Source organism: Cupriavidus sp. UGS-1, from assembly GCF_021213615.1.
Classification (GTDB): Bacteria; Pseudomonadota; Gammaproteobacteria; order Burkholderiales; family Burkholderiaceae; genus Cupriavidus.
This window is the reverse complement of record NZ_JAJQJF010000001.1, coordinates 1-24,664: the sequence shown is the minus strand read 5'-3', so window position 1 is coordinate 24,664 and position 24,664 is coordinate 1. Positions and strand designations below refer to the sequence as shown.

General features: G+C 68.3%; 23 protein-coding genes and 1 rRNA gene. 10 read left to right on the top strand and 14 right to left on the bottom strand.

What is annotated here, in order from left to right; all coding sequences use genetic code 11:
- Positions 1–138: 138 nt before the first annotated feature.
- Together LRR16_RS00115 and LRR16_RS00110 are read left to right on the top strand one after the other, a co-directional pair.
- A complete protein-coding gene (locus tag LRR16_RS00115) occupies positions 139–2,361 on the top strand; it encodes a response regulator (protein WP_064577328.1) in 2,223 nt (740 codons plus the stop codon).
- A 14-nt stretch (positions 2,362–2,375) separates the two neighbouring features.
- The gene (locus LRR16_RS00110) at positions 2,376–3,476 is read left to right on the top strand and encodes a Ku protein (RefSeq protein ID WP_232204312.1); all 1,101 of its coding nucleotides are present in this window, start codon (positions 2,376–2,378) and stop codon (positions 3,474–3,476) included.
- A gap of 129 nt (positions 3,477–3,605) precedes the next feature.
- Here LRR16_RS00110 and LRR16_RS00105 read toward each other — a convergent pair whose 3' ends face one another.
- The 5 genes from LRR16_RS00105 to LRR16_RS00085 form a co-directional block, all read right to left on the bottom strand.
- Positions 3,606–4,055 (bottom strand): PRC-barrel domain-containing protein, encoded by a 450-nt coding sequence (locus LRR16_RS00105; protein ID WP_006578623.1) that lies wholly within the window; start codon positions 4,053–4,055, stop codon positions 3,606–3,608.
- A 165-nt stretch (positions 4,056–4,220) separates the two neighbouring features.
- Positions 4,221–4,796 (bottom strand): hypothetical protein, encoded by a 576-nt coding sequence (locus LRR16_RS00100; RefSeq protein ID WP_043437069.1) that lies wholly within the window; start codon positions 4,794–4,796, stop codon positions 4,221–4,223.
- 104 nt (positions 4,797–4,900) lie between these two features.
- Complete coding sequence (locus LRR16_RS00095; RefSeq protein WP_232204311.1) at positions 4,901–5,272, bottom strand: hypothetical protein; 372 nt, start codon at positions 5,270–5,272, stop codon at positions 4,901–4,903.
- Between the two features lie 287 nt (positions 5,273–5,559).
- Positions 5,560–6,456 carry a sensor histidine kinase KdpD gene (locus tag LRR16_RS00090; RefSeq protein ID WP_232204310.1) on the bottom strand — a complete coding sequence of 299 codons (897 nt, stop codon included), beginning with the start codon at positions 6,454–6,456 and terminating at the stop codon, positions 5,560–5,562.
- Positions 6,457–6,580: 124 nt separating this feature from the next.
- Entirely contained in the window at positions 6,581–8,011 is a 1,431-nt protein-coding gene (locus LRR16_RS00085) for a sigma-54 dependent transcriptional regulator (RefSeq protein ID WP_232204309.1), read from the bottom strand.
- A 354-nt stretch (positions 8,012–8,365) separates the two neighbouring features.
- Between LRR16_RS00085 and LRR16_RS00080 the strand changes: the two genes are divergently transcribed.
- Complete coding sequence (locus LRR16_RS00080; RefSeq protein WP_232204308.1) at positions 8,366–9,412, top strand: sigma-54-dependent Fis family transcriptional regulator; 1,047 nt, start codon at positions 8,366–8,368, stop codon at positions 9,410–9,412.
- Here the strand turns inward: LRR16_RS00080 and LRR16_RS00075 are convergent.
- Positions 9,397–10,266, bottom strand: a complete 870-nt coding sequence (locus LRR16_RS00075; protein ID WP_232204307.1) for an endonuclease/exonuclease/phosphatase family protein — start codon at positions 10,264–10,266, stop codon at positions 9,397–9,399. The genes LRR16_RS00080 and LRR16_RS00075 overlap by 16 nt on opposite strands.
- Positions 10,263–12,653 (bottom strand): VTT domain-containing protein, encoded by a 2,391-nt coding sequence (locus LRR16_RS00070; RefSeq protein WP_232204306.1) that lies wholly within the window; start codon positions 12,651–12,653, stop codon positions 10,263–10,265. Before LRR16_RS00070 ends, LRR16_RS00075 begins: the two co-directional genes overlap by 4 nt.
- 236 nt (positions 12,654–12,889) lie before the next feature.
- On the opposite strand from LRR16_RS00070, the gene LRR16_RS00065 reads away from it, so the two are divergent.
- On the top strand, positions 12,890–13,630 hold the full coding sequence (locus LRR16_RS00065; protein ID WP_232204305.1) for a dienelactone hydrolase family protein: 741 nt from the start codon (positions 12,890–12,892) through the stop codon (positions 13,628–13,630).
- Between the two features lie 10 nt (positions 13,631–13,640).
- On the opposite strand, the gene LRR16_RS00060 is transcribed toward LRR16_RS00065, so the two are convergent.
- Complete coding sequence (locus tag LRR16_RS00060; RefSeq protein WP_006577873.1) at positions 13,641–14,093, bottom strand: MarR family winged helix-turn-helix transcriptional regulator; 453 nt, start codon at positions 14,091–14,093, stop codon at positions 13,641–13,643.
- Between the two features lie 204 nt (positions 14,094–14,297).
- On the opposite strand from LRR16_RS00060, the gene LRR16_RS00055 reads away from it, so the two are divergent.
- A complete protein-coding gene (locus tag LRR16_RS00055) occupies positions 14,298–14,867 on the top strand; it encodes a YggT family protein (RefSeq protein WP_006577872.1) in 570 nt (189 codons plus the stop codon).
- Between the two features lie 181 nt (positions 14,868–15,048).
- Positions 15,049–15,327, top strand: coding sequence for a hypothetical protein (locus LRR16_RS00050; protein WP_006577871.1), 279 nt, complete (start codon positions 15,049–15,051; stop codon positions 15,325–15,327).
- 113 nt (positions 15,328–15,440) lie between these two features.
- Here LRR16_RS00050 and LRR16_RS00045 read toward each other — a convergent pair whose 3' ends face one another.
- A complete protein-coding gene (locus LRR16_RS00045) occupies positions 15,441–16,895 on the bottom strand; it encodes an MFS transporter (protein ID WP_232204304.1) in 1,455 nt (484 codons plus the stop codon).
- A 97-nt stretch (positions 16,896–16,992) separates the two neighbouring features.
- Between LRR16_RS00045 and LRR16_RS00040 the strand changes: the two genes are divergently transcribed.
- From LRR16_RS00040 to LRR16_RS00030, 3 genes are all read left to right on the top strand, one after another.
- Positions 16,993–17,799, top strand: a complete 807-nt coding sequence (locus tag LRR16_RS00040) for a helix-turn-helix transcriptional regulator (RefSeq protein WP_232204303.1) — start codon at positions 16,993–16,995, stop codon at positions 17,797–17,799.
- A gap of 159 nt (positions 17,800–17,958) precedes the next feature.
- A complete protein-coding gene (locus LRR16_RS00035; RefSeq protein WP_370646725.1) occupies positions 17,959–19,524 on the top strand; it encodes an MFS transporter in 1,566 nt (521 codons plus the stop codon).
- 161 nt (positions 19,525–19,685) lie between these two features.
- Positions 19,686–20,543, top strand: coding sequence for an IclR family transcriptional regulator (locus LRR16_RS00030; RefSeq protein WP_064577310.1), 858 nt, complete (start codon positions 19,686–19,688; stop codon positions 20,541–20,543).
- A gap of 35 nt (positions 20,544–20,578) precedes the next feature.
- Here LRR16_RS00030 and LRR16_RS00025 read toward each other — a convergent pair whose 3' ends face one another.
- A complete protein-coding gene (locus tag LRR16_RS00025) occupies positions 20,579–21,430 on the bottom strand; it encodes a phytanoyl-CoA dioxygenase family protein (protein ID WP_006577866.1) in 852 nt (283 codons plus the stop codon).
- Positions 21,431–21,611: 181 nt separating this feature from the next.
- On the opposite strand from LRR16_RS00025, the gene LRR16_RS24380 reads away from it, so the two are divergent.
- Positions 21,612–21,737, top strand: a complete 126-nt coding sequence (locus tag LRR16_RS24380; RefSeq protein WP_023263502.1) for a hypothetical protein — start codon at positions 21,612–21,614, stop codon at positions 21,735–21,737.
- Positions 21,738–21,764: 27 nt separating this feature from the next.
- Here LRR16_RS24380 and LRR16_RS00020 read toward each other — a convergent pair whose 3' ends face one another.
- The 4 genes from LRR16_RS00020 to rrf form a co-directional block, all read right to left on the bottom strand.
- Entirely contained in the window at positions 21,765–22,082 is a 318-nt protein-coding gene (locus LRR16_RS00020) for a hypothetical protein (RefSeq protein WP_006577865.1), read from the bottom strand.
- A 340-nt stretch (positions 22,083–22,422) separates the two neighbouring features.
- The gene (locus LRR16_RS00015; RefSeq protein WP_232204302.1) at positions 22,423–23,898 is read right to left on the bottom strand and encodes a DegQ family serine endoprotease; all 1,476 of its coding nucleotides are present in this window, start codon (positions 23,896–23,898) and stop codon (positions 22,423–22,425) included.
- A 140-nt stretch (positions 23,899–24,038) separates the two neighbouring features.
- Positions 24,039–24,443 (bottom strand): GIY-YIG nuclease family protein, encoded by a 405-nt coding sequence (locus LRR16_RS00010; protein WP_231906628.1) that lies wholly within the window; start codon positions 24,441–24,443, stop codon positions 24,039–24,041.
- A gap of 102 nt (positions 24,444–24,545) precedes the next feature.
- Positions 24,546–24,659: ribosomal RNA gene (gene rrf / locus LRR16_RS00005) — 5S ribosomal RNA — on the bottom strand.
- Positions 24,660–24,664: the final 5 nt, after the last annotated feature.

Here is a 24,664-nt window from a genome sequence, read left to right as displayed (position 1 = left end):
GCTTTGCATCAACTACAAGTGTTGGAGAGCTAGATTGGTAATTATTACAAACCGCGTTGGCGGCAAGATTGCGCCGAACGCAAAAACCGACCTGCCACCTCGTTGCCACGCCGCACGCCTGCCGATGGCGAGGACAGCATGAGTCCGATCGAAACAAGAACGTCGTCCGATTCCCGCGACAACCGGCCGCTGGTGCTGGTGGTCGACGACAACGAGGGCTCGCGCTACATCAAGAGCCGCATCCTGCGCCGAGCGGACTATGCGGTGCTGGAAGCGTCGACCGGCGAGTCGGCGCTGTCGCTGGTGCGCCGCTATGCGCCGGACCTGGTGCTGCTCGACATGAAGCTGCCGGACATCGACGGCCTGGACGTCTGCCGCATCATCAAGGACGACCCGCAAAGCTGCCGCACGCTGATCCTGCATACGTCGGGATCGGCCAGCGACCCGCGCTACCGGGTCGAGGCGCTGGACCACGGTGCCGACAGCTATCTGGTGGAGCCGGTCGAGCCGGAGGAACTGGTCTCCAGCGTCAAGGCGCTGCTGCGGCTGCGGCGAGCCGAGGAGGCCTACCACCGGACCTCGCAGGCGCTGCGCGACAACGAGTTCCTGTTCCGCCAGCTGGCCGACAACCTGTCCGACGTGCTGTGGATCTTCGATCCGCAGGAGCGCAAGTTCCTGTTCGTCGGTCCGGCCTTCGTCACGCTGACGGGCCGTCCGGTCGAAGACCTGCATCGGCACGGCAGCGCCTGCTTCGGCTGGGTCGCCGAGTCCGATCGCGAACGCGTGCGCGCTGCCTGCGACGCGATGCTGCGCGATGGCCATATGGACCTCGAGTTCGCGCTGGTCCACGCCGACGGCCAGACCCGCGACGTGCGCGCGCGCGCCTTCCCGGTCAACAACGCCAGCGGCGAGTTCTACCGCGTGGTCGGCGTGTGCGAGGACATCACGCAGCAGAAGCGTGCCGAGAAGATGCTGCGCGAGGAAGAGCGCCGCAAGGACGATTTCCTCGCGATGCTGGTGCACGAACTGCGCAACCCGCTGGCGCCGATGCGCAGCGCCGCCGATCTGCTGATGCACTGCGCGCCCTCGCGCGAGGACAGCTTCAAGGCGCGCGACATCATCGCCCGCCAGCTCTATCACCTGACCCGGCTGGTCGACGACCTGCTCGATATCTCGCGCTTCACGCGCGGCACCATCACACTGCGCGACGACCTGGTCGAGCTGCGTTCCGCGCTGAACACCGCGGTCGAGACGGTCCGCCCGCTGATCGAGTCGCGCAACCATCAGCTGCGCCTGTCGGTGCCCGAGGGGCCGATGCCGGTGCGCGGCGACCTGGTGCGCCTGACGCAGATCTTCGGCAACCTGCTGAACAATGCGGCCAAGTACACGCCGCCCGATGGGCTGCTGTCGATCGAAGCCCAGGCCGATCAAGGCATGGTCACCATCAGGATCACCGACAACGGTACCGGGATGTCGCCCGAACGGCTGCAGGGCCTGCGCGAGACCTTCGAGCGCGACGGCGCCAACGGCAATATCGCCGTGGCCGGCGGCAATGGGCCCGGCATCGGCCTGTCGCTGGTCCATCGGCTGGTCAGCATGCATGGCGGCCAGCTGTCGGTGCAGAGCAACGGGCCCGGCCATGGCAGCAGCTTCATCGTGCAGCTGCCGATGCAGCCGTGGCGCAGCTGGCAGCCGACGCTGGGCGGACGGCAGGCGCCGGCCGGCAAGCCGCGCACGGTGATGGTGGTCGACGACAACGTCGACGCGCTGGAGGCGATGGCGATGACGCTCGAAGCGCTCGGCCATACCGTGATCACCGCGCTCGACGGCGCCGCCGCGATCGTGCGCGCGGTCAAGTACAAGCCCGAGCTGGTGCTGCTCGACCTGGGCATGCCCGGCATGGACGGCTTCGAGATCGCGCAGCGGCTGCGCGCGATACCGGAGCTGCAGACGATGAAGGTGGTCGCGCTGACCGGCTACGGCCAGCCCGGCGACAAGCTGCGCACGCAGGCCGCCGGTTTCGACGACCACCTGACCAAGCCGGTCGATCTGGAGGTGCTCTCGCGCCTGCTCGACGAATGCCGCGGCGATGGCCGCAGCGATGGCGGCTCGGATGCCACGACCGGCGCTGGTGCGCCACCGCCGCTGCATTCGCCATTGGCGCACCCGGTCGGCACCGGCGCGGCCGCCAGTCCGAACGCTTCCACGGAGAAACGAATGCACACCACGCCAGAACCGGATCAAACCCCGGACCAGCCGCCCAGGACGCCCGAACCCGAGGTGCCGCCGATCGATCCGCACGAGCCCGTCATCGATCCGCCGCCGGGCGACGTGCCGCCGCCTCCGCCGCAGCGGGCCTGAGCCGGAGCTGCCCAGTGCCGCGCATCATCTGGAAAGGCGCCATTTCGTTTGGCCTGGTCAACATCCCGGTCGTGCTGAAGGCGGCCGCGCGCGACAACGCGCTCGACTTCGACTGGCTCGACGAGCGCGACATGGCGCCGGTCGGCTACCAGCGCATCAACAAGAAGACCGGCAAGCCGGTCGACAAGGACCATATCGTCAAGGGCTATCAGTACGAGAAGGGCGAATACGTGCTGCTGTCGCCGGAGGACTTCCGCCAGGCCAACGTCGAGGCGACGCAGACCGTCGATATCGTCAGCTTCGTGCAGGCCGACCAGATCCCGCCGTACTACTTCGAGACGCCCTACTATCTCGAGCCGGACCGGCGCGGCGAGAAGGGCTACGCGTTGCTGCGCGAGACGCTGCGCCGCACCGGGCGCGCGGCGCTGGCCCTGGTGGTGATCCACAACCGCCAGCATCTGGCCGCGGTGCTGGTGCTCGGCGATGCGCTGGTGCTCAACACCATGCGCTGGGCCGAGGAAGTGCTGCCGATGGACGAGCTGAAGCTGCCCAAGAGCAGCGGCAAGCAGCAGGGCGTCAGCCCGCGCGAGATCGAGATGGCGACCCGGCTGGTCGAGGACATGCAGGAGGACTGGAACCCGGAGGCCTATCGCGATACCTATCGCGACGACCTGATGGAGCGCATCGAGGGGAAGATCGCCGAAGGCAAGACCCACTTGCTGACGCCGGCCGAGCCAGGCGGCGAGGAACCGCGCAAGTCCGCCGAGGTGATCGACATGATGGCGCTGCTGAAGGAAAGCATCAAACGCAGGGGCGATCGCGGCGGTACGCGCGGGGAGCGGCGTAACGAGCCACGCGACGAGCCACGCGACGAGGCGCAGGACGAGGAAGCGGACGAGCAGCAGGAAGAGAAAGCACCGCGCAAGCGAAGCACGGGCGCGCGCAAGACCGCGCGTAAATCAGCCGGGGCCAAGGACGAAAAGGAGGCCAAGCCGGCAAGCAGCCGCAAGAGCGCGGCCAAGTCCGGCAAGGCGTCGTCGTCCACGAAGAAAACCGCGGCCAAACGCGCCGGCAGCGACAGCGCATCGCGCAGCCCGCAGCGCAAGCGCGCATAGCGGTCTCTGTCGTTGGCCACCGCCGTCGTTCCCGCGCTCGCGGGAACGACAGTCAGCAGACGGTATGGGGCCTGAAGGGGGCCTCAAGGAGGCCTCAAGGAGGCCTCAACCGGGGCATCAGGCGGGCCATCATGCCCACGGATCGTACGAGTCCTCCTTCCAATACGGCGAGGTCCCGTAGTACTGGTGGATGCTGGTCGCCCATTGGGGGTCGGCCATCGCCGGCCAGTGGTCCTTGTCGAAGCCGGGCGCGGCCTTCAGCTTGTCCTTGTCGACCCCCAGCACGAAACACTTGCGACGCGTGTCCAGCGTCAGCGCCGACCACGGCACCGCGAACAGCTTCTCGCCGATGCCGAGGAAGCCGCCGAACGACAGCACCGCATAGGCGACACGGCCGCCCTGCACGTCGAGCATGATGTGGTCGATGGTGCCGAGGTCCTCGCCGGCCGGTCCGATCACGCTGTTGCCTTCCAAGGTATCGGCGGCCATCACGAATGGGCCGGGCCCGCTCGCATTGGTATCGACGTCGCCGACGATGGTCGCGCCGGCAGGCGCGCGTGCCGCGGCGGGATCGCGCATGTCACGCGGGTCGCGGGGATCGCGTGGGTCTCTGATGTCTCGCGGATCGCGCGGGTCTCTGTCCAGTGGATTCATTGGCGGCTCCTGCTTCGGTTATCGGTTGACACAACGGCGCGCTCGCGCCCCTGATCGCCGCGGCCGCGGCTCGCATTGAACCGGCAAGCCTCACGGACGGCTGGCCGGTACCGGCGGCGCGAGCGGGTCGAAATCGACCCAGCGGCCTTCGCTCCAGCGCCCGTAGGCGCGCTCGACGTCCTTGGCGCCGGCCTGGCGCAACACCTCGGCGGCCGTCTCGCGCGTATCGGGATTGACATGCACGGCCAGCAGCACGCCGGCATCGCGCTCGGTCTTGACCTGGCGATTGGGATCGGGCGCGTTCGAGACGCGGTCGGGGTCGCGCGTCATCGACAGCGCGCCGACCAGGGAACCCAGGTAGGCGCCCAGGCCCGTGGCCAGCGCCAGCACCAGCACGGAGGCCTGCATCAGCGCCAGCGCCACCGCGCCGATCACGGCACCGGCGATGGCGCCGAACACGATGCCGCGGCCCGCGCCCGCCCCTGCCTTGCGGGTACCCGCATCGACCGCCACGTCGCCGCCGAGCGGGAAGCGTCCGTGCTGCCCCGGGGGATTGACGAAGAACAGGGTCACGTCGTCCTCGGCGAAACCGCGGGCAAACAACTGGCCCGCCGCCGCCTCGGCCTGGGCGAACGTATCAAAGCGTCCGGCGATGATCAGGGACATGCTGGCTCCTTCGAATCGGTTGGCAGACACCCGCTTGGCGAGCGATGGATCGGCAATCGAATTCGGCATGGCGTTCGGCGGTCGCGACGCCAGCCAGGCTGGCATCAGGACTTGGCCTTCGACGTGGATTTCGTTGCAGACTTGGCGGCCCCCTTGGCGGCGCCCTTGCGCTCGGCCGCGGGACGCGTGCCCTCGGGCTGATGCGCGCTGCCCGGTTCGATTTCCCAGTCGGTGTCGTCCACGTCGGTGCTGGTCTCCTTCTCGGCATGCATGGCGGCGCTCGGTGAAATCGGGTCGCTCGCCGGGAAGGTCATCTCCACCGATTCGTCGACCGCCTGCTGATACGTACAGGCGTCGCTCTGTTTCACGTCGTCCTGCCGGTCGGCCTTCTTGCCCGGCTTTGCCGCGCTGGCGGAGGCAGACTTCGCGGCGGATCCATGGGCGGGTGCGGACCCGGTCTTGGCCTTCTGCATCATCGGCTCCTGCTCGTTTGGAATAGCGAAACAGATGCAAGCGACGGGCCAGAAGCGAAGATGCCGGGACCGGCGCGCAAGCGGCGCATACGACAGCACTCGGCGTTGCACAAAGTGCATCGCACGTAAAAAGTACTGGCGTCGCGAGCGGCCGGTGCGCGCGTGTGAAAAGGGGGGAAGGCGGGAAAAAAGAAGGGGAGAAAACGACAGAGGAAGGGCGGGAAAAAAGGCGGATCCAGCAGCCGGGAAACAGCGCTGGACCTGGTGCGCGTCAGGCCCTGCGGTGTCCGTCAGGCCGGACCCGCGGACGGACCGAACGGCGGCTCATGGCCTGCCGCCGCGGCCGCCGGCGGCACGCGCGGAAAGGTCACCGCGATGCAGGCGCTGTCGCCGTCCTGCTCGCATTGGGTCGACGGTTCAGCCCCCAGCGTCGCGCCATGCAGCTCCGCCATGCGGCGCGCCAGCAGCAGCGCCGAACTCTGGCGCGCCGGCGCGGCGCCGGCGTTGCCCACGTCGCGCCGGAAAAACTCGGACAGTACCGACAGGCGCTCCTTGATGCGATCGGATGTCGCGCGGCTCTCGGTGAGGCGCAGCTTCACCTGGTCGTCCATCGGTTCGAGATGCGCGTCGATGGTGTCGCCGTTGCGCGCCTGTTTCAGGCAATGCAACACCAGATGGCGCAGCATCGGCTCGAGCCGTCGCGGGTCCGCCAGCACGAGGACATCGCCGCGGCCGCCGCGGTCTTCGTGCACCAGCACATCGGCCAGCGTGACGCGGCGCGCTTCGGCGGCCGGCTTGACCGACTCCATCGCCTGCGCCATCGCGGCCGCGAGATCGACCGCCTGCCATTGCGGCTCGGCCTCGTCAGCCAGCAACCGCACCGCCTCTTCCATATGCTGGATCAGCGCGACCTGCTGCTGCATCGCGGTACGCAAGCCCGCCAGTGCCCGTTGCACCGACGCGGTGGGCGCGTCCAGCGAATGGTCCAGCACGTAGGCCCAACTCTGGACGCCGTTCAGCGCCGAGCGCAGATCGTGCGACACCTGGTCGATCAGCGTCGTGACTTCCGAGGTGGCATCGACAGTCGCCGGCACCCAGTGTTCGGTGCCCGCCCCGCCGGACTGGCCACCGGATTGGCCACCGTTTTCCGCATCGGCGCGGCTGGAGGGGAGAGGTCGCTTGGACATGGAGGTTTGGGTCATCTCAGGGTCCCCGCGCCATTGCGGTGGGCCGGATTTCCGAGCCGAAGCATACCTCGGGCCAGCCCGAGGCTTCGGTGGTGGGGGGCGGGCAGGACAGTCTCGTGCAGGGTCAGCTGGCGGCGGGCGGGCGCTCGTGCGCGCCGCTGTTGGTTCCGCTGTTGGCGCCATTGCCGGAGGTCTTGAACGACTCCGGCAACTTGCCGCCGGCCGCGTACTCCTCGAGCCGGTTGTACAGCGTCTTCAGGCTGATGCCGAGGATCTCCGCCGCGTGCTTCTTGACGCCGGCGCATTGCTCCAGCGTGGCGAAGATCAGCTCGCGGTCCGCGTCCGCCAGCGACATGCCGACGGGCACCGTGACGATCGCGGTGGCGGGCACCTGCGAGGCGGCAGCCTGCAACGGCACCGGCGATTCGGCGATGACGTCGTCCTCGGCCATGATGAAGGCGCGCTGCACGAAGTTGCGCAGCTCGCGCACATTGCCCGGCCACGAATGCAGCCGCAGATTGGCCAGCACGTCCGGCCCGAAGCGGCGCTGCGTGCCGTGTTCGGCGTTGAGCTGATCGAGGAAGGCCCCGGCCAGCTGCGCCACGTCGTCGCCGCGGGTGCGCAGCGGCGGCAGTTCGATCGGGAACACGTTGAGACGGTGATACAGGTCCGCACGCAGCTTGCCTTCGGCGACCGCCTCCTCCGGATTGCGGTTGGTCGCCGCGACCACGCGCACGTCGGCGCGCAGCTCGCGATTGGTCCCCACACGCATGAAAGTGCCGGCCTCGAGCACGCGCAGCAGCTTGACCTGCAGCTCGATCGGCATCTCGGTGATTTCGTCCAGGAACAACGTGCCGCCGGCCGCGCGCTCGAAATAGCCCTTGTGCTGGCGCTCGGCGCCGGTGAAGCTGCCGCGCTCGTGGCCGAACATCTCGGATTCGATCAGGTTCGGCGAGATCGCGCCGCAGTTGACGGCGAGGAAGGGCTGGCGCCGGCGCGGCGACAGCTCGTGCACCGTCTGCGCGGCCAGCTCCTTGCCGGTACCGCTTTCGCCGACCAGCAGCACCGTGGCCTCGGTGGGCGCGACCTTGCTGATCTGGTCATAGACCGCCTGCATCGCCTCCGAGCTGCCCAGCAGCCGGCCGAAGCGGCCGTAGCGGCGCAGCTCGCCACGCAGCGAGCGCACCTCCGCCTTCAGGTCGCCCGTGGTGGCGATGCGCTTGAGCACCGTCTGCAGGCGGGCCACGTTGATCGGCTTGACCAGGTAGTCGGTCGCGCCAAGGCGCAGCGCCTCGACGGCGCTCTCGACACTGGCGTAGCCGGTCATCAGGATGATATCGACGCCGGCCGAGCCGACTTCGTTGAACAGATCCTTGCCGTCGCCGTCGGGCAGCTTCAGATCGGCCAGCACCGCATCGGGCATCTGCCAGCCGATCTGCAGGCACGCTTCGCGCAGGTCGCCCGCGGTGGCCGCGGTGAAGCCCTCCGCCGCGGCGATCTCGGCCAGCGCTGCACAGGTGTTCTCGTCGTCGTCGTCGATCAGGATGTGAGGCATAGGCTTGACTGATGCCGGCCGCTGAAACCCTTGACCGGAATGGTGGAAATGAGACAGGCGCCGCGGCCCTTGCCGCCGCGGCGGGCGTTGCTGCCCTGAATAGACCCCATTCTATGCAAGCGCCAGGCGCCGCCATACCGGTGTTAGTCTGACATCCGCTGGTGGCCGCGCCGTACCGGCTTGTCGGACAAACTGCAATGGTGGCCCGCGCGATCGCAAGCTAGCATTGCGTTACGCGAACCGCAATGCGGCTCTCGCCAAGCCGTGGATCGCGCGCGTCTGCCGCCGGCCGTGCCGCCCGCGACCACCGTCCGCCGACCGCCTGTCTCTATTTTCCGCTCCGCCTTTCGCTACATGTCGACCAGCACCTCGAACGATCTGCCGGACACGACGCGCTCCCGCCATCGGGAATCCGCGCGGGACCACCCACGCGAGGACGGCGGCCAGGGGCCGGCGCGCGACGACTTTGCGCTCCTGTGGCGCAGCACCTCGCCGGCGATGCGCCGGCTGCTCGAGCAGATTCCCCGCGTGGCGGCCACCGATGTGCCGATGCTGGCCGTCGGCGAAAGCGGTACCGGCAAGGAACTGGTGGCCCGCGCGATACATGAGCGCAGCAACCGGCGCGGCAAACCCTTCGTCGCCGTCAACTGCGGCGCGATCGCGCCGGCGCTGATCGAATCGGAGCTGTTCGGCCACGAAAAGGGGGGATTCACCGGCGCGATGCAGCAGAAGGCCGGCTATTTCGAACAGGCGCACGGCGGCACGCTGTTCCTGGACGAGGTCACCGAAATGGCGCCCGACATGCAGATCAAGCTGCTGCGGGTGCTGGAGACGCGCACCTTCCATCGCGTCGGCGGCGACGCACAGGTGGTCTGCGACGTTCGCATCGTCTCGGCGACCAATCGCGATCCGCTCGAGGCCGTGCGCAGCGGCGTGCTGCGCGAAGACCTGCTGTACCGGCTCGCCGTGGTGCCGCTGCATATTCCGCCATTGCGCGAACGGCGCGAGGACATCGTTCCGCTGGCCAGGCACTTCCTGGCCGAGCTGAACGCCGCCGAAGGCACCGACAAGGTGTTCTCGGCCAGCGCACTCGAGCGGCTGTGCCAGTACGGCTGGCCCGGCAACGTGCGCGAGCTGCGCAACACGGTCTATCGCGCCTTCATCCTGGCCGACCGCGTGATCGAACTGCCGAACCCGAACATCGCGTCGCAGCCGCCGTTGCCCACCGCCGCCGACGGCGTGCTGAACGTACGCATCGGCACCACGCTGGCCGACGCGCAGCGCGGCCTGATCCTCGCCACGCTGGCACGCTTCGACGGCGACAAGCGCCGCGCGGCGCAGGCGCTCGGCATCAGCCTGAAGACGCTGTACAACCGCCTGGACGCCTATCGCGACGGCTGATCGGCCTGGCGCGCCAGGTCGGCTTCCTCGTCCGCCACCGCCGCGGATGACGCGGCCGCCGGCACCGCCGGCCGCGCATGCAGCCGCGCCAGCAGCGGCAGGTGATCCGACGCAATCCGTGCCAGCGCGCTGCGGTGGCTCGACACCGAGGCCAGCACCGAGCGCGGACAACACCAGAGCCTGTCCAGCGCCAGCACCGGCATCCGCGACGGGAACGTCGCCACATGCGGCGCACCGTCGAAGTACGCGTGCAGCCAGCGCAGCGGCCGACCCCACAGGAACCATTCGTTGACGTCCCCCAGCAGCACGGTGGGCACCCCCGGCTGCTCGGCCAGCGAGGTCAGCAGCCTGCGCACCTGCATGCGCCGCTCGCCGGGCCATAGCCCCAGATGGGTGGCGATCACCCGCAGCGGGGCGGCATGGACGCCGTCGGGACAGCTCAGCGTCGCGTCGATCGCGCCGCGCGGTTCGTGGCGGCCCACGCTCAGATCGATCTGCCGGATCCGGCTCGGCGGAAAGCGCGTCAGCAGCGCGTTGCCGTATTCGCCGTCGTGCCGGGTCAGCGTCGGTCCGGGAATCGCGTGATAGCCGGTCTGGTCGCGCAGATAAGCGAGCATGTCGAAGCCGGTGCTGCGCGATTCGACTTCCTGCAGCGCGACGATGTCCGCCTGCAGTTCCGACAGCACGCCGGCGATCCGCTTCGGCAGGAAACGTCCGTCCACGCCGATGCCGCCGTGGATGTTGTAGCTGGCCACCAGGAACTGCGCCGGCGCCGCGGCGGCGGCGGCCTCCCTCGGTGTCTGCGCGACCGGTTCCACGACGTCGCCGGCACGGAATGGATAGATCCGACTCATGCATGCCCTCCATGGCGGGGTTCGCCGATGGCGGCGCGGTGCACCGCCTGGGAGGTCTGCGCCGGCTGCATCGCCTGCGCGACCTGGGCCTCCCTGGCGGCCTGGGCCGCCTCCGCGGCCTGCGCCGCCTGCGCGGCATCCGCGCGCCGGCGCCGGCGCAGCAGCCACAGTACGCTGAGCGGGATCAGCAGCACCAGCAGCAGCAGCGCGACCGTCAGCGGGTTCGGATTGCGCGCCACCGCCGCGATGCGGTCGACCAGCGAGGCCGAGATCACGATGCCGGGCGTCATGCCGATCAGCGTGCCGAGCAGGCAGTCGCGAAAACGGATGCGCGAGGCCCCCACCACCAGATTGACCAGTGTGAACGGCGCGACCGGCACCAGGCGGAGCACCACCATCGCCAGCAGGCCGTGCTGGCCGACCTGCTGGCTCAACGCGTTCAGGCGCTTGCCGCCATAGCGCCGTACCGCATCGCGCCCGACGAAGCGGCCGATGCCGTAGCCGGTGGCGGCGCTGAGCACCACGCCGCCGAGCGCGCACAGCGCGCCCTTGACCGGACCGAACACAATCACCGTGACCACGATCAGCAGCGTCACCGGCACCATCACCAGTCCCGCGGCGACATAGGCGCCGAGCATCGCCAGCGGCGCCATCGGCATGTCGCGGATCTGCTCGACCACATCGAGCACGCGGCGGAAGTCCGCCCATTCGCGCAGCGGCGTATAGCGCCATGCAAATGCCAGGCCCGCCAGTACCACCAGCAGCAGGATCGCCACGCCCAGCCGGCCGATGACACGCGGACGCGCCTCGTGCGTCAGGAACTCATCGACCAGCCCGTCCGGATCGATCGGCTCGATCGGGTCCAGCAGCCGCTCGTCGGGCACCACGGCATCCACTTCGGGGACCAGCGGCGGATCGAAGGCCTGCAGGGTCCGTTGAGCGGGCCGATGACAACGCGCGATGGTCTCGTGCAGCGGCTCGCCGCGCGCATGGGCGGCGGCCAGTTCGTCGGCATCGCAGGCCAGGTGCTCGGCCACCAGCCGCGCGCGCATCGCCCGGATCGCCGCGGCGATGCGGTCATCGCCGCCGGCCTCGATCACCAGATTGCATTCGGTGTCGAGCCCCATCGAGCGATTGTTCAGATTGGCCGAGCCGATCGTCAGCAACGTGTCGTCGACCACCATGACCTTGCTGTGCACGTTGATGCCGGGCAGCGGGGCGCCGTCGGGGCCGGGTTCGCCCTCGCCGGGCAGTTGCGGGTAATAGAGCCGATAGCGATGCCCCGCATCGACGCTGCGCAGCTTGCGATGCGCGCGGGCGCGCAGCACACCCATGCTGTGCTCCTCCAGCCAGCCGCTTTCGCTGCGGCGCGAGACCAGCACGACCTCGGGGCCCTCCGGCTCGGCCAGCCGCGCGGCCAACGCGTCGGCCAGCACGCCGGAACTGAAATACTGGTTCTCGAGATACAGGGTGCTGCGCGCGGCGGCGATCGCGTCCAGATGCAGCGCGCGGATTTCGCCGACGCCGGGATCGCCGGCGAACGCCGGCGCGGTGCGCGCGATCGCCACCGGCACATCGGTCAGCAGCGGGGTGACGCCATCGGGCCACAGCCGCCGGCCGCGGACATCCGCGGGATCGGGCGCGCGCGGCTCGCGCCGGGTGCCGCGGCGCCAGCGCTCGGCGGCCATCTCGCCAAGGGCGCGCGCCACGTCGCCCTCGACCACGGCCTGCACGTCGTGGAACGGCCCATAGGGCTTGCCGTCCGGGTCGACACGGCGCGGATCCTGCAGCGCATGCGAGGGTGTGTCCCAGCGGCACCGCGTCAGATCCAGTCCGCCGACGAAGGCCAGGCTGTGGTCGATCACGACCACCTTCTGATGATGCGAGGCACCCACCGGATGGCGGGCGTCGAGCCGGAACGACAGCCGGCGATGGGTCTGCCAGTCCAGCTTGACCGCCGGCAGCCATTCCCGCTCCATCGCGTAGACCATCGCGAAGTCCCAGCTGAGCACGTAGATGCGCAGCCGGCGGCGGCGCCGCACCAGCGCGTCGAGGAAATCGCGCAGCCCGCGCGGAAAGCCGTCGTCGGCGCCGCCGGGCACCAGTTCGAAGCGGCTGTCGATGTCCCAGCCGAGGATGAAGACCGTGTGTTCCGCATGGGTCAGCGCCGAGCGCAGCGCGCGGAAGTACTCGTCGCCATCGACCAGCATGGCGAAGCGCGACGCGCGTTCGATGCGCCAGCAGTTGCGGCCCGGCTGCAGCAGCCGCGCGGTGGTGGCGTCAGGCGCGCGATGGCCGGCGCCGGCAGGCGGTGCGCCATCGCGGCGCTCCGTCCTCGCTACGCCGGCTGCACCATGCCGGTCTTCAGGCGCGTCTTCAGCGGTCATCGGCATCCCTGCGGAAACGAAAGGAGGCGCAGCGGGACCAGGATGTCCGGCGGACCTCCGCCAGCAGTATGGCAAGCCCTGCACGGAACCGCCGTCCGCCGCCGGCCCCGGCGCTTGTCGGAATCCGCCTACATGCGATGTGGGCAGCGTCCTCGATGGGGCTGCGGCCGACCGTGCGCGCTTGGCAAGCTCGCGCGGCTTGCCTTACCCTGTGCGCCCTACCGATGGAGGAAACGATGACCGCAACCCTGTCCGCAAACGATACGCTGCGCCGCTGGATCCGCGTCGGCACCGACCCGCATGCGTTCGATGCCTACCTGAGCCTGCCGCCCGGCGGCACGCGCCCCGGCACACCAGGCATCGTGCTGATCCAGGAGATCTTCGGCGTCAACGAACATATCCGCGCGGTGGCCGACCAATACGCGCTCGATGGATACGTCGTGATGGCGCCGGACATCTTCTGGCGCGAGGCGCAGCGCATCGAGCTCGGCTATGTGGGCGCCGACAAGGAACGCGCGATGGCGCTGTACAAGGCCACCGATCCCGATGTCATCGTCGACGACATCGCGCTGACGGCGCAGGCGCTGCGCGCGCAGATCGGGCCGGACGGCCGGATCGCCGCGGTCGGCTACTGCTTCGGCGGTCTGCTGGCGTATCTGAGCGCGGCGCGCGGTCTGGTCGACGCGGCGGTGCCCTACTACGGCGGCGGAATCCAGCGCCGCCTGGACCAGGCCGGCTCGGTACGCGTCCCGATCCAGTTCCACTATGGGGAGCGCGACGCCAATATTCCGCCCGAGGCGGTCGAACAGGTGCGCGCCGCGATGGCCGGCAACGCGCGCGCCGAGGTCCACGTGTATCCGGGCGCCGATCACGGCTTCAATTGCTGGGCCCGCGGCTCCTATCACCAGCCGTCGGCGGTGCTGGCCCACGGCCGCGCACTGACCTTCCTCGCGCAGGCGCTGGCGCAGCCGGCCTGACGCGCGTGCCCTAGCCGCGCGACACGCCGTCGTCGTTGAAGGCGGTCAGGCGCGCGATGCGGAACGTGTGGCGCAGCGATTCGAGTTCGCTTCGATGCAGCAGCGCCAGCCGGTTCAGGCAACGCTCGCCCTTGGGCTGCAGATGGACCTGGACCACGCGGCGGTCGGCCGCGTTGGTCTTGCGCTTGACCAGCCCGGCCGCCTCGCAGCGATTGACCAGCGCGACCACGCCGTGCTGCTTGGCCTGCAGCCGCTCGGCCAGTTCGCCGATCGAGGCCCAGTCGCGCCCGGGAAAGCCGCGGATATGCAGCAGCAACAGATACTGCTGCACGGTCAGGCCCTCCTCGCGCACGGCGTCTTCGGAGAAACGCATGAAGCGCCGCAGCTGGTAGCGGAAGTCGGACAGCGCCTCGAAGTCCTGCTTGGCAAGCTCGGCGGCGCTCGGGGAACGGGGCTGGTTCATGGCGTGCGATGGCGCGGCCGGCGTGGCAGCGCGGCCGCAATCTGGAGTCGGCCGTCATTATAGGTGCGCGGCAAGGCGGCCAGACACGGCGCGGCGCACCGGCACGCCTCTGCGGCCTGGGCCACCGTTGCGCTACGCGCGGCATGGCGGGTATGGCAGAATCTGTGCGTCCGCAGACACCTGCGTCACGACCACGGAAATCCGATGCTCTCGCAAATCGCCATCTTTCTGCTCGACACCGTTTTCACGCTCTTCGGCATGGCGCTGCTGCTGCGGCTGTGGATGCAACTGACGCGCTTGCCCGCGCGCAATCCGATCTCGCATGCGGTGTTCCAGGTCACCGACTGGCTGGTACGGCCGCTGCGGCGGATCATTCCCGGCGTCGGCGGCATCGACTGGGCCACCGTGGTCGCGGCCTGGCTGACCGCCGTGGTGTTCCTGCTCGCGGTGATCGGACTGACCGCAGGCAGTCCGTTCGGCCTGCTGCCCGCCGTGCTCGGCATCGCGGTGCTCAACGTGCTCAAGTGGGGCATCAGCCTGGTGATGTGGGTCACGCTGCTGATGGCGATCCTGTCCTGGGTCAATCCGCATTCGCCGATCACCCCGGTGATCCAGCAGCTGACCGATCCGCTGCTCGATCCGATCCGCCGCGTGATCCCGCGCCTGGGCGGCTTCGATATCTCGCCGCTGGTGCTGTTCATCCTCGCGCAGGTGCTGCTGATGGTGATCGCCGGACTGAGCGTCAACCTGTTCGGCCTGCGGCATCTGCTCTGAACCCCGCTTGTCCCGCTGCCGCCAGCGCGGCCTTGTCCAGACGATGGTTCGCGGCCATTGTCCGCATGCCTGAACAGTGTGTTGCTGCAGAGCCTCTTTTTCCACGCCAACGACGGGCGTAGATTCGGGCGGTGTGGTCGGCTGACGCCGGCCACACGGCTTTGATCAAAGGAAAAAAACCATGAAGACTCTTGCACAACCCCGTCGCCTGGCCTTCGCGCTGCTCTGCGCCGCCGGCCTGTCCCTGTCCGCCACCGCGCTGCACGCCACCACGCTCGAGCGCGACGTGCTGCGTCTCGAAGGCGCCTCGATGCACGTCGGCAAGGCCGACCCGTACACCGACGGCGCCCGCACGGTGGACGCCTACACCGATGGCGCCCGCAGCGTCGATGCCTACACGGACGGCGCGCGCGCCGACCACGTGTCGGACAACCGCGATCGCTTCGGCCAGGGCGCCTGACGTCCTCGCGCGCCCTTCGGCGTGCCAATGAAAACCGGCCTGCGGGCCGGTTTTTTCATTTCACCATGACTTCAGTGCCGCATTCCTGTGGACTGCGCCAAACGCCGATACAGTCAGCCTGCCGACCGCTGGGTTCTCGCCAGCATCAGCAACAGCACGCAGACCAGCAGAGCCGCGCCGAGGTTGTAGAGCATCCCGGTTACGAAGGCCGAGGCATATTGTCCAGCCTGTGCGGCGACGCCTTCATCGGCAGCCAGCGCCGCACCGAACAGGATGCCGACCACCGCCACGCCCAACGCCGCGCCGATCTGCTGCACTGTCGAGATCAACCCCGAAGCCATCCCCACCTGTGCCTCCTCGACGAAGCCCAGCACCAGATTCAGCAGTGGCGTCATGACGAAACCCTGGCCCGCACCGACCACGACCAGCACGGGAATCAGCCGCGCGGGCACCAGTTCCGCGCCCGCCATCCGCACCTGCACGATCAGCAGCCCGACGGAGACCGCGTAGACCAGCGCACCCGCGACGATGGCGCGCGTTCCCCAGCGCGCCACCAGCCGCGGCGCGGCAAGCGACGCCAACACGAAACCCACGCTGCACGGCGCGAAGATGCTGCCCGCCACGAAGGGGTCGAGGCCCAGCCCGGTCTGCACCAGCAAGGCGAAGCACAAGAAGAAGGAACTGGACGTGGAATAGACCAGCAGCACCAATACCGCGCCCAGCGCGAAGCGGCGTTGGGCCAGCAGCCGCATATCCACCAGAGGCAAGCCGCCAGCCCTTCGCCGCTGCTCCTGCTGCCGATGGAACAGCGCCAGCAGCGCTGCCGCTACGCCCAGCGACCAGAAGCTCCAGGCCGGCCAGCGTTGGCCCGGCCCCTCGATCAGGGGCACCAGCAGCAACGCCAGCCCGGCGCTGACCATCGCCACGCCCGTCCAGTCCAGGGCTGGTCGTTGCGGCGCGCGAGATTCGGGGATGTAGCGTGCCGCCGCGATGGCAAACAGCCCGATGGGAACATTGATGAGGAAGATGCTGCGCCAGCCCAGCCCGAACAGGTCCGCATGCACCAGCCAGCCACCCAGCACCTGCCCGGCGATGGCAGCCAGGCCCAGCGTCATTCCCAGCAGTCCGAAGGCGCGGCGGCTATCGTCGGCGTCGAAATTGACGCGGATCGACGCATAGACCTGTGGAAACAGCAGGGCTGCCGCCAGCCCTTGCGACACCCGCGCGCCGATCAGGAATCCCGCGCCGGGGGCCAAGCCACACAAGGCCGAGGCCATGGTGAAGCCCGCCATGCCGACGATGAACAAGCGCCGTCGCCCGAACCAGTCGCCCAGCCGGCCGCCAGTAATCAGCAGGATTCCGAAGGCCAGCTCGTAGCCGGCCACGATGAAACCGATCTGCGCAAAACTCGCGCCGAGTCCGGCCTGCATGCTGGGGATGGCGACATTGACCACGAACAGGTCGAAGATCGTGACGAAACCGGCCAGCAGCAGAACGGACAAACCGAGCCACGGCGGGCCATTGACGGCGCGCGCCGGCAGCGCCGCCAAGCAGGAATTCGAGTTCATCTTGCGTATCCCGAGTAAAGACGCAATCATTCTCGAATCCTTGTTAAACAATTACAATTTAACAGCTTATGCTATTACTTAAAGTAATGGGATAGCGATGCGAAGCTTGGAACGAACCCGCTCCGATCTGGCGGCCTTCCTGCGGGCGCGCCGCGAGCGCCTTTCGCCCGCCGACCTGGGCTTGCCCAGCGGTGGCCGTCGCCGCACGCCGGGACTGCGGCGCGAGGAAGTCGCAGCGCTCGCTGGCGTCGGGCTGACCTGGTACACATGGCTGGAACAAGGACGCGACATAGGGGTGTCGGCGACCTTTCTGGACAACCTGGCACGGGTACTGAAACTGGATGCCGCCGAGCGCCGTCACCTATTCCTGCTGGCCCACGAACGCCCGCCTGCCGAGCCGGGCAAGACCTGGTGCGTGCTGCCGCCGCTGGTCCGACGCTTGATGCACGACCTGCCGCACCCGGCCTTCGTACTCAACCTGCGCTGGGACGTGCTCGGCTTCAATGCGCCAGCCGACGCGCTTTTCGGCTTCGCAACGCATGCGCCCGAGCGGCGCAACCTGTTGTGGCTGCTGTTCACCGATCCGATGCTGCACGCGCGCATCGACGCATGGGAGGAACAGGCTCCGCTGATGTTGTCGAGCTTCCGCCGCGACTTCGCCCGCGCCACGCAGGAAGCCGATATTCATGAACTGGTGGACCAGCTGGAACGGGTGGCGCCAGAGTTCAAGGCGTGGTGGCGGCAGCACGATGTTCATGCGCCCTGCAATGGCGTGCGCAGGCTGGTGGTCGACGGCCAGGCCGAGCCGTTCGAGCATACGTCGTTGACGGTTGACGAAGACCGGCACCTGCGGCTGGTGGTTTATGCGCGGCAGCAGGATGACGGCGCATCTGGCGGTCGCTGATCGCAACGACCCGGTACGACCGACACGACTCCCCTTTTCGCGGCCTGCGCCTGCAGGCATTTTTCATGGGCGCGCGCGGCGCCGATTGTTCCGACAGCCGGACGAAGTTTCCAGCGCAGCCGGTTTTTCGCGCACGCGTGCGCGGCTAAGCTGGCGCCCATGCCCCACCAACCTTTGCCGGCGGGCCTGCCCGCGCCAAATCCCTCCCCGACACCTTCGCTGCGTCTCGCCTCGCACCCCGAGATGGGACCGCTGCGGCTGTCGGCATTCGGGCTGACGCTAGGGCTGGTCACCGGGCTCGACTTTTCGTCGACGCTGATGATGGCGGTGGCGAGCCAGCACATCCAGGGCGGCGTCAATGCGACGCCGAGCGACTACCTGTACGCGGTCAGCGCCTATGCCGCGGCCGCCGTGCTGATGAACATGCTGCTCGACCAGATCGCGCGGCGCATCACCTACAAGCGCTTCACGATGGCGTCGCTGGTCGTGTTCGTGCTCGGCGCGATCCTGTGCGCGGAGGCCGGCTCCCCCACCGGCCTGATCGTCGGCAAGACGATCGAGGGCCTGGGCGCCGGCGGCCTGTTCGCGGCCTCGCGCATCCTCGTGCAGTTGCTGACGGCGCCCACCGAACGCGCCCCGCTGCTGCTGCGCTTCGGGCTGGGATCGTTCGGGCTGCTGGCGGTGACGCCGTGGCTGACCGGCATCTTCCTCGACGAGATCGGCTGGCGCGCGGTGTTCCTGTTCCAGGCCGTGATCGCGTTGCCGGTGCTGGCACTGGTGGCGCTGACCTACCCGCGCCGCGGCCCGCGCGACCCGCACCCACCTGTATCGACGCTGGACTGGCCCGCGGCGCTCAGCGCCGCCGCCGGCGCGCTGGTGCTGCTGCACACGCTGCAGGAGATGCGCTACACGCGCTTCTTCAGCACGCCGCACATGCCGCTGATGGCCGCCGCCGGGCTGGCGCTGCTGCTGTTCTGCGCCTGGCGGCTGCATCGCCACCAGGACCCGTGGATCGATCCGTCGCGGCTGCTCGGCCGGCGGTATCTGTATGGCCTGGGCTTCTACACGCTGTACTACCTGCTGTCGGCGATCTGGGCCTACCTGCTGCCGACGCTGACGCAGAGCGGACTGGGCCTGACCTTCCGCACCACCAGCATGCTGCTGTCGGTCAGCGGCACCGTGTCGGCAATCGGCGCGGTCGTGCTGACGTTGTGCATGGCGATGGTGTTCCGCAAGCGGCGGGTGATTGCGGCCGGCCTGGTGGTCTACGCCTGCGCCGCGATGCTGCTGTCGCAGCGGCTGATGCCGGGTGCGCCCGACTACGCGCTGGTACCGGTGGTGCTGCTCGAAGGACTGACGCCGGTGCTGCTGATGATCCAGGTCGCCTCGATGACCTATCTCGATCTGCCGGTCGAGGACTTCGCCCACGCCTACCAGTTCAAGAACGTCTGCAAGCAGATCGCCTCGGCCACGGGCACCGGGCTGGCCAGCATGTGGATGCAGCAAGGCGCGGCCACGCACCGCACCCATCTGGTCGAGCACGTGACGCGCTTCGAGCCCGCGCTGCAGCAGGGCGGCGGGCTCTCCAGCTTCGATCTGGCGCGGCTGTCGCAGGAGGTGGACCGCCAGGCCACGCTGCTGGCCGGCATGGATCTGCTGCACGGCTTCGCGCTGGTCTGCATGCTGATCGCGGGTTTCGTGCTGGTACAGAAGAGTTTCCGCTGAGCGTGGCGCCCGCGGCGCCAGGCCTCGGGCGCTGCCGGGCGCGACCCGCCGCGGTCTGCGGCACAACGGGGCATTGCGGCATGCCCCTCTGGCGGTTTGCGGCCTTTTCCACTACTCTTTCGGCCTTTCCGTGCGCATTCGGCATCCAGCCGTATACCTCGATGGCCAGCCACGCCCCGAACGATTCCCAGGATTCCCAGCCGTCCGCCGCCGAAACGCAGGGCAGCACCGGCAACGCCGGCACCGCGGCCGAGAAGCCCAGCGACAGCTACGTCCAGTCCTTCGCGCGCGGGCTGTCGGTGATCCGCGCCTTCAACGCCCAGCGTCCGGCCCAGACCCTGACGGAAATCGCGCAGGCCAGCGGGCTGACCCGGGCCGGCGCCCGCCGCATCCTGTTGACGCTGGTGGGCCTGGGCTATGTCGAGGCGGACGGCCGGCTGTTCCGGCTGACGCCGAAGATCCTCGACCTCGGCTTCGCCTATCTGACCTCGATGCCGTTCTGGAACCTGGCCGAGCCGATCATGGAGGCGCTGTCGCAGCAGGTCCATGAAAGCTGCTCGGTATCGGTACTGGACGGGACGGAAATCGTCTACGTGCTGCGCGTGCCCGCGCGCAAGATCATGACGATCAATCTGTCGATCGGCAGCCGGCTGCCCGCCTATTGCTCATCGATGGGCCGCGTGCTGCTGGCCGGACTGTCCGACCAGGAACTCGACCGCGTGCTGCACGCCAGCGATCTGCGCAAGCGCACGCAGCGGACGGTCACCGATATCGACGAACTGAAGGCGATCATCGCGCGCATCCGCGCACAGGGATGGGCGCAGAACGATCAGGAGCTCGAGGAAGGACTGGTGTCGCTGTCGGCGCCGATCCGTAATCGCGCCGGCCAGGTCATCGCCGCAATGAACATCAGTGGTCAGGCCAACCGCACCAGCGCCGAGGAGATGGTGCGCCGTTTCCTGCCGCCGCTGCTCGAAGCGTCGGAGAAGATCACCAATCTGGTCAGCCTGCGGACCTGACGGCTGCGCCTTCCCGTTTCTTCGGATTCAGCGCTTCAGCTCGCCATCGGCGCGGGCAGTTGCACCATGCCGTGCTGCGCCGAACGCGTGCCGGGCAGCGGCCGGTTGCTCAGTCCCAGATAGGCGAAGGCCACCGACAGCTTGACCGCGTCGGACAGGTTCTGCCCCGCGCTATGGAACAGCCGGCTGTCGAAGAACAGCACGTCGCCGCGCTGCAATGACAGCGGCGTCGCGCCCGCCAACAGCGCCGCGCTGGCCGGATGGCTGTCCACCAGGAACTCCGCGGCATCGAGCTGCCCAGGCTCCAGCGCGACCCGATGCGAGCCGGGTATCACGCGCAGCGCGCCGTTGCTCTCGTCTTCTTTTCCCAGGGCCAGCCACACCGTCACCAGCTCCGGACTGGCGAACGACCAGTAGCGCGTGTCCCGATGCCAGCCGGTCTGGCTGCCATAGGTCGGATGCTTGGTCATCACGCAGTTATGGTGGGCCAGCGTCAGCTGCGCCGGCTCGCCCAGCAGCGCGGTGACCAGCGTGGCCACGCGTGGGTCGGTCGCCCATTGCTGGAATACCGGATCGCGATCGTAGGCCTGGCGCAGGCGCCGCACGGTCGCTCCGCCCGCCGCGTCGCGGCTGCGGGGTGCCCCGGGATAACCCAGTTCGGCTTCGTATTCGACCGGCTCGACCGCCGCGCCGAGCTGGGCTCGCGCCACGCGCTCCATCGCATCGCACAGGGCGGGCTCCGCCAGGCCACGCAGCACCACGAAGCCGTCGCGGTGAAACGCCGCGGCGAGTGCCTCCAGTTCCTGCGCATCGAATGAGGACGTGGCGGGCGGCGCGGCGGCGTCGCCGATTGCATCGGGATGTTGGGGAGCGGCAGGGGTCGTCATGGCGACAGCGGGACGGGCAAGGCGGCGAGGCAACAGGCTTTGCCGCGGGTTCAGCCAGGCGCGAAGGGGGCGGTTTCGCGCGCGAATAACCGGATGATGCCAGAAGCGCGCGCGGCGCGCCTCGAAGCAGAACCGACGTAGCGCGCGGCCCCGCTGACCGCTGCATCGATAGGCAAGGCTGATGGCGTGCGAGGATCTGTATCGCTCGATCGCGCTGCTGGCGCGGTGCGCGGCGGCGATGCTGTGGCAGCGCCGGCTCGATGGAGCGCGCCGCGCGGGACCGCGGCAGAGGCTGCGGTCGATGTGAGGGTGTTGCCCGGCAGCGTTGCCGTCGTCAGAACAACGGCAGCTGGCGCATGCCGAAGCCCACGGTCTCTTCGACGCGCATGCGCGCGTGCGCCAGCGACCCTTCGGCGCCCGAATAGTTGCCGGCCGCCCAGCGATAGACCACGGGCACTTCGCCACGCTCGGACAGATGTACTTCGCCCAGCTTGTCGCCGCGCTCGTTGCGGTAGTAGTGGGAACGATAGCCGCGCTCCCAGTAGGTGACCTCTACCTTCTTGCGACGACGGGGCGACGGCGTCGCGCGCGGCATGCGCCGCGCCCGGTCGGTCGCCGTCACCGTAGATGCACGCGTGAGATCCAACTGCATAGACTTCCTTTTCGATCGAGTCCACAAGACGATGGCACCGATGCCTCGTCATGCATCGCAGTCGAGATGATACGCCGTGATTGCGTTCCTGTGTGGCTATGCAGCCCGGAAAACCGCTCTGGGCAACGATTTCGGGGTGGGTACGTATACGTATACCTGCCGTCGACGTCGGCGCGTATACGACAGGTATACGGGGTCGTATACGTGCGCGTATACCTCCTCGTATACGCTGGCGCGCGACAGCGCACTGGCAAAAAATGGCGTCGCGCCCGGGCTTGTCGATCGTCTATCGATCGCCCGTGCGCGACGCCTTGCGCGCCTTTCGGTCTGCCGAGTTCGATCAGCCCAGTTCGATCGGCACGAACAGCTGCGTGTCGTCACGCTGCACCAGCAGCGCTACTTCCTTGCCAGCCTTCGACACCATCGTGCGCAATTGCTCGACCGATTTGATCGGCGTGCCGTTGAAGGCCAGGATCACGTCGCCGGGTTGAATGCCGACGCGTGCCGCGGGACCCGACGCGCCCTCGACTACCAGGCCGCCGGCGATGCCGCTCTCGCGCTGCTCCGCTGGCGACAGCGGCCGCACCGCGAGGCCAAGCTTGCCGCCAGACTCGGCGCCATCGCTCTTTTGCGCGACGGTCTGCTCGTTGGCCGCGCCTACCTTGACGGTCAGCGTAATGGGCTTGCCCTCGCGTACGACCTTCAGCTTCGTTTCGGTGCCGGGTTTCAGATCGGCGACGTGTTCCGGCAGATCGGTCGAACGGTCGACGGTGTCATCGCCGATCTGCACGATGACGTCGCCGGGCTTCAGGCCCGCCTTCGCCGCCGGGCCATCCGGCTCGACCGTATTGACCAGCGCACCGGCCGGCTTCGGCAAGCCGAACGACTGCGCCAACGCCTGGTTGACCTCCTGCACGCCGATGCCCAGGCGTCCGCGCGTGACCTTGCCATGCGCAACCAGCTGCTGCTGAACCTTGGTGGCGACGTCGATGGGGATCGCGAACGACAGGCCCTGATAACCGCCGGTGCGGCTGTAGATCTGCGAGTTGATGCCGATCACTTCGCCGCGCTGATTGAACAGCGGGCCGCCCGAGTTGCCGGGGTTTACCGCGACATCGGTCTGGATGAACGGCACATAGGTATCGTCAGGCAGCGCGCGCGACTTCGCGCTGACGATGCCGGCCGTCACGGTGTTTTCGAAGCCGTACGGCGAACCGATCGCCACGACCGGCTCGCCGACGCGAACCTGAGACGGGTCACCCAGCTGCACGGTCGGCAGGTCCTTCGCATCGATCTTGATCACCGCGATGTCGGTCTGCTTGTCGACGCCCAGCACCCTGGCCTTGAACTCCCGACGATCGGTCAGCTTGACGACGACCTCCTGCGCGCCATCGACGACGTGCGCGTTGGTCAGGATCATGCCGTCCTGGCTGACGATAAAGCCTGAGCCCAGCCCGCGCGCCAATTGCGGCTGGTCCGGCTGCGGCCCGTAGGGGAACGGAATGCCAAAGCGCTTGAAGAACTGGAACATCGGATCGTCGGGATCCATGCCCGGCGGCATCTGCGCCGCAGTGCGCTGCGCGCGTGCGGTTACGCTGATATTGACGACGGCCGGACCGTAACGGTCGACGATGCCGGAGAAATCGGTCGGCGTTGCCATCGCGCGGCCCGGCGCGGCGCTGACCTGCGCGACAACCGGAGTCGAGGCGGCATAGCTCGATGACACCGCTTCCTTCTGGAGATAGTTGTACCCGCCTGCCAGCACGCCCACGGCGGCAATGGCGATGGCGGTACGAGCAACAGTTCGGCGAATCATCTGGTTCTCCTCGTTGATTCAGGCGCCCACGGTGGCGCGACGAGGACATGCTAGGGGCCGAGACTTAAACGAGCCTTAAGGAAGGAAAGTGCGGGAAGGAAAGTGCGGGAAGGAAAGTGTGGGCCCTGCTCACCAACAAATCACGCTTCCCCAAGCGGCGCGGCGGCCGTGGATGGACGGCCGCCGTCGCGAAGCCACGCCAGCAAATCCGGCATGTCGGCCTGGTCCAGCTCCAGCAAGGCGCACAGCTCTCGTTTTCGCGCGACGTGCAGGCGCTTGACCAGCGCTTCCAGCCGTGACGCTTCCGCCCGGTCGGCACAACGCAGCTGCGCGGCGATCGCGATCGGTTTGCGCGAGCGCGTATAGCGGGCACCCGTGCCCGCCTGGTGCTGCGCGAATCGGCGTGCGACATCGGTGGTGATGCCGGTATAGAGGCTGCCATCGGCGCATTCGAGCAGGTACAGGTACCAGCAATGGTCGGATGGCGTGGTCACTTTCAGATAAAGGATGAGAGGCGCGGTCGCGAAACCGGCATTGTGAGGCACTTGCGGCAAGCGGGGAAGCGCTGCTGAAGTCGCCCTATTTCGGCCCGCCGCAAAGCAAAACGCCCCAGACCTTGTGGGATCTGGGGCGTTTTTGAATGGAGAGCCTGGCGATGACCTACTTTCACACGGGTAGTCCGCACTATCATCGGCGCGAAGTCGTTTCACGGTCCTGTTCGGGATGGGAAGGGGTGGTTCCGACTTGCTATGGTCACCAGGCATAA

Coding starts and splice junctions, on each gene's coding strand:
- LRR16_RS00115 (WP_064577328.1), top strand. CDS start 139: ATGAGTCCGATCGAAACAAGAACGTCGTCCGATTCCCGCGACAACCGG.
- LRR16_RS00105 (WP_006578623.1), bottom strand. CDS start 4,055: ATGCGCGATCCCGCCGCGGCACGCGCGCCTGCCGGCGCGACCATCGTC.
- LRR16_RS00100 (WP_043437069.1), bottom strand. CDS start 4,796: ATGTCCCTGATCATCGCCGGACGCTTTGATACGTTCGCCCAGGCCGAG.
- LRR16_RS00095 (WP_232204311.1), bottom strand. CDS start 5,272: ATGATGCAGAAGGCCAAGACCGGGTCCGCACCCGCCCATGGATCCGCC.
- LRR16_RS00090 (WP_232204310.1), bottom strand. CDS start 6,456: ATGTCCAAGCGACCTCTCCCCTCCAGCCGCGCCGATGCGGAAAACGGT.
- LRR16_RS00085 (WP_232204309.1), bottom strand. CDS start 8,011: ATGCCTCACATCCTGATCGACGACGACGACGAGAACACCTGTGCAGCG.
- LRR16_RS00080 (WP_232204308.1), top strand. CDS start 8,366: ATGTCGACCAGCACCTCGAACGATCTGCCGGACACGACGCGCTCCCGC.
- LRR16_RS00075 (WP_232204307.1), bottom strand. CDS start 10,266: ATGAGTCGGATCTATCCATTCCGTGCCGGCGACGTCGTGGAACCGGTC.
- LRR16_RS00070 (WP_232204306.1), bottom strand. CDS start 12,653: ATGACCGCTGAAGACGCGCCTGAAGACCGGCATGGTGCAGCCGGCGTA.
- LRR16_RS00065 (WP_232204305.1), top strand. CDS start 12,890: ATGACCGCAACCCTGTCCGCAAACGATACGCTGCGCCGCTGGATCCGC.
- LRR16_RS00060 (WP_006577873.1), bottom strand. CDS start 14,093: ATGAACCAGCCCCGTTCCCCGAGCGCCGCCGAGCTTGCCAAGCAGGAC.
- LRR16_RS00055 (WP_006577872.1), top strand. CDS start 14,298: ATGCTCTCGCAAATCGCCATCTTTCTGCTCGACACCGTTTTCACGCTC.
- LRR16_RS00050 (WP_006577871.1), top strand. CDS start 15,049: ATGAAGACTCTTGCACAACCCCGTCGCCTGGCCTTCGCGCTGCTCTGC.
- LRR16_RS00045 (WP_232204304.1), bottom strand. CDS start 16,895: ATGAACTCGAATTCCTGCTTGGCGGCGCTGCCGGCGCGCGCCGTCAAT.
- LRR16_RS00040 (WP_232204303.1), top strand. CDS start 16,993: ATGCGAAGCTTGGAACGAACCCGCTCCGATCTGGCGGCCTTCCTGCGG.
- LRR16_RS00035 (WP_370646725.1), top strand. CDS start 17,959: ATGCCCCACCAACCTTTGCCGGCGGGCCTGCCCGCGCCAAATCCCTCC.
- LRR16_RS00030 (WP_064577310.1), top strand. CDS start 19,686: ATGGCCAGCCACGCCCCGAACGATTCCCAGGATTCCCAGCCGTCCGCC.
- LRR16_RS00025 (WP_006577866.1), bottom strand. CDS start 21,430: ATGACGACCCCTGCCGCTCCCCAACATCCCGATGCAATCGGCGACGCC.
- LRR16_RS24380 (WP_023263502.1), top strand. CDS start 21,612: ATGGCGTGCGAGGATCTGTATCGCTCGATCGCGCTGCTGGCGCGGTGC.
- LRR16_RS00020 (WP_006577865.1), bottom strand. CDS start 22,082: ATGCAGTTGGATCTCACGCGTGCATCTACGGTGACGGCGACCGACCGG.
- LRR16_RS00015 (WP_232204302.1), bottom strand. CDS start 23,898: ATGATTCGCCGAACTGTTGCTCGTACCGCCATCGCCATTGCCGCCGTG.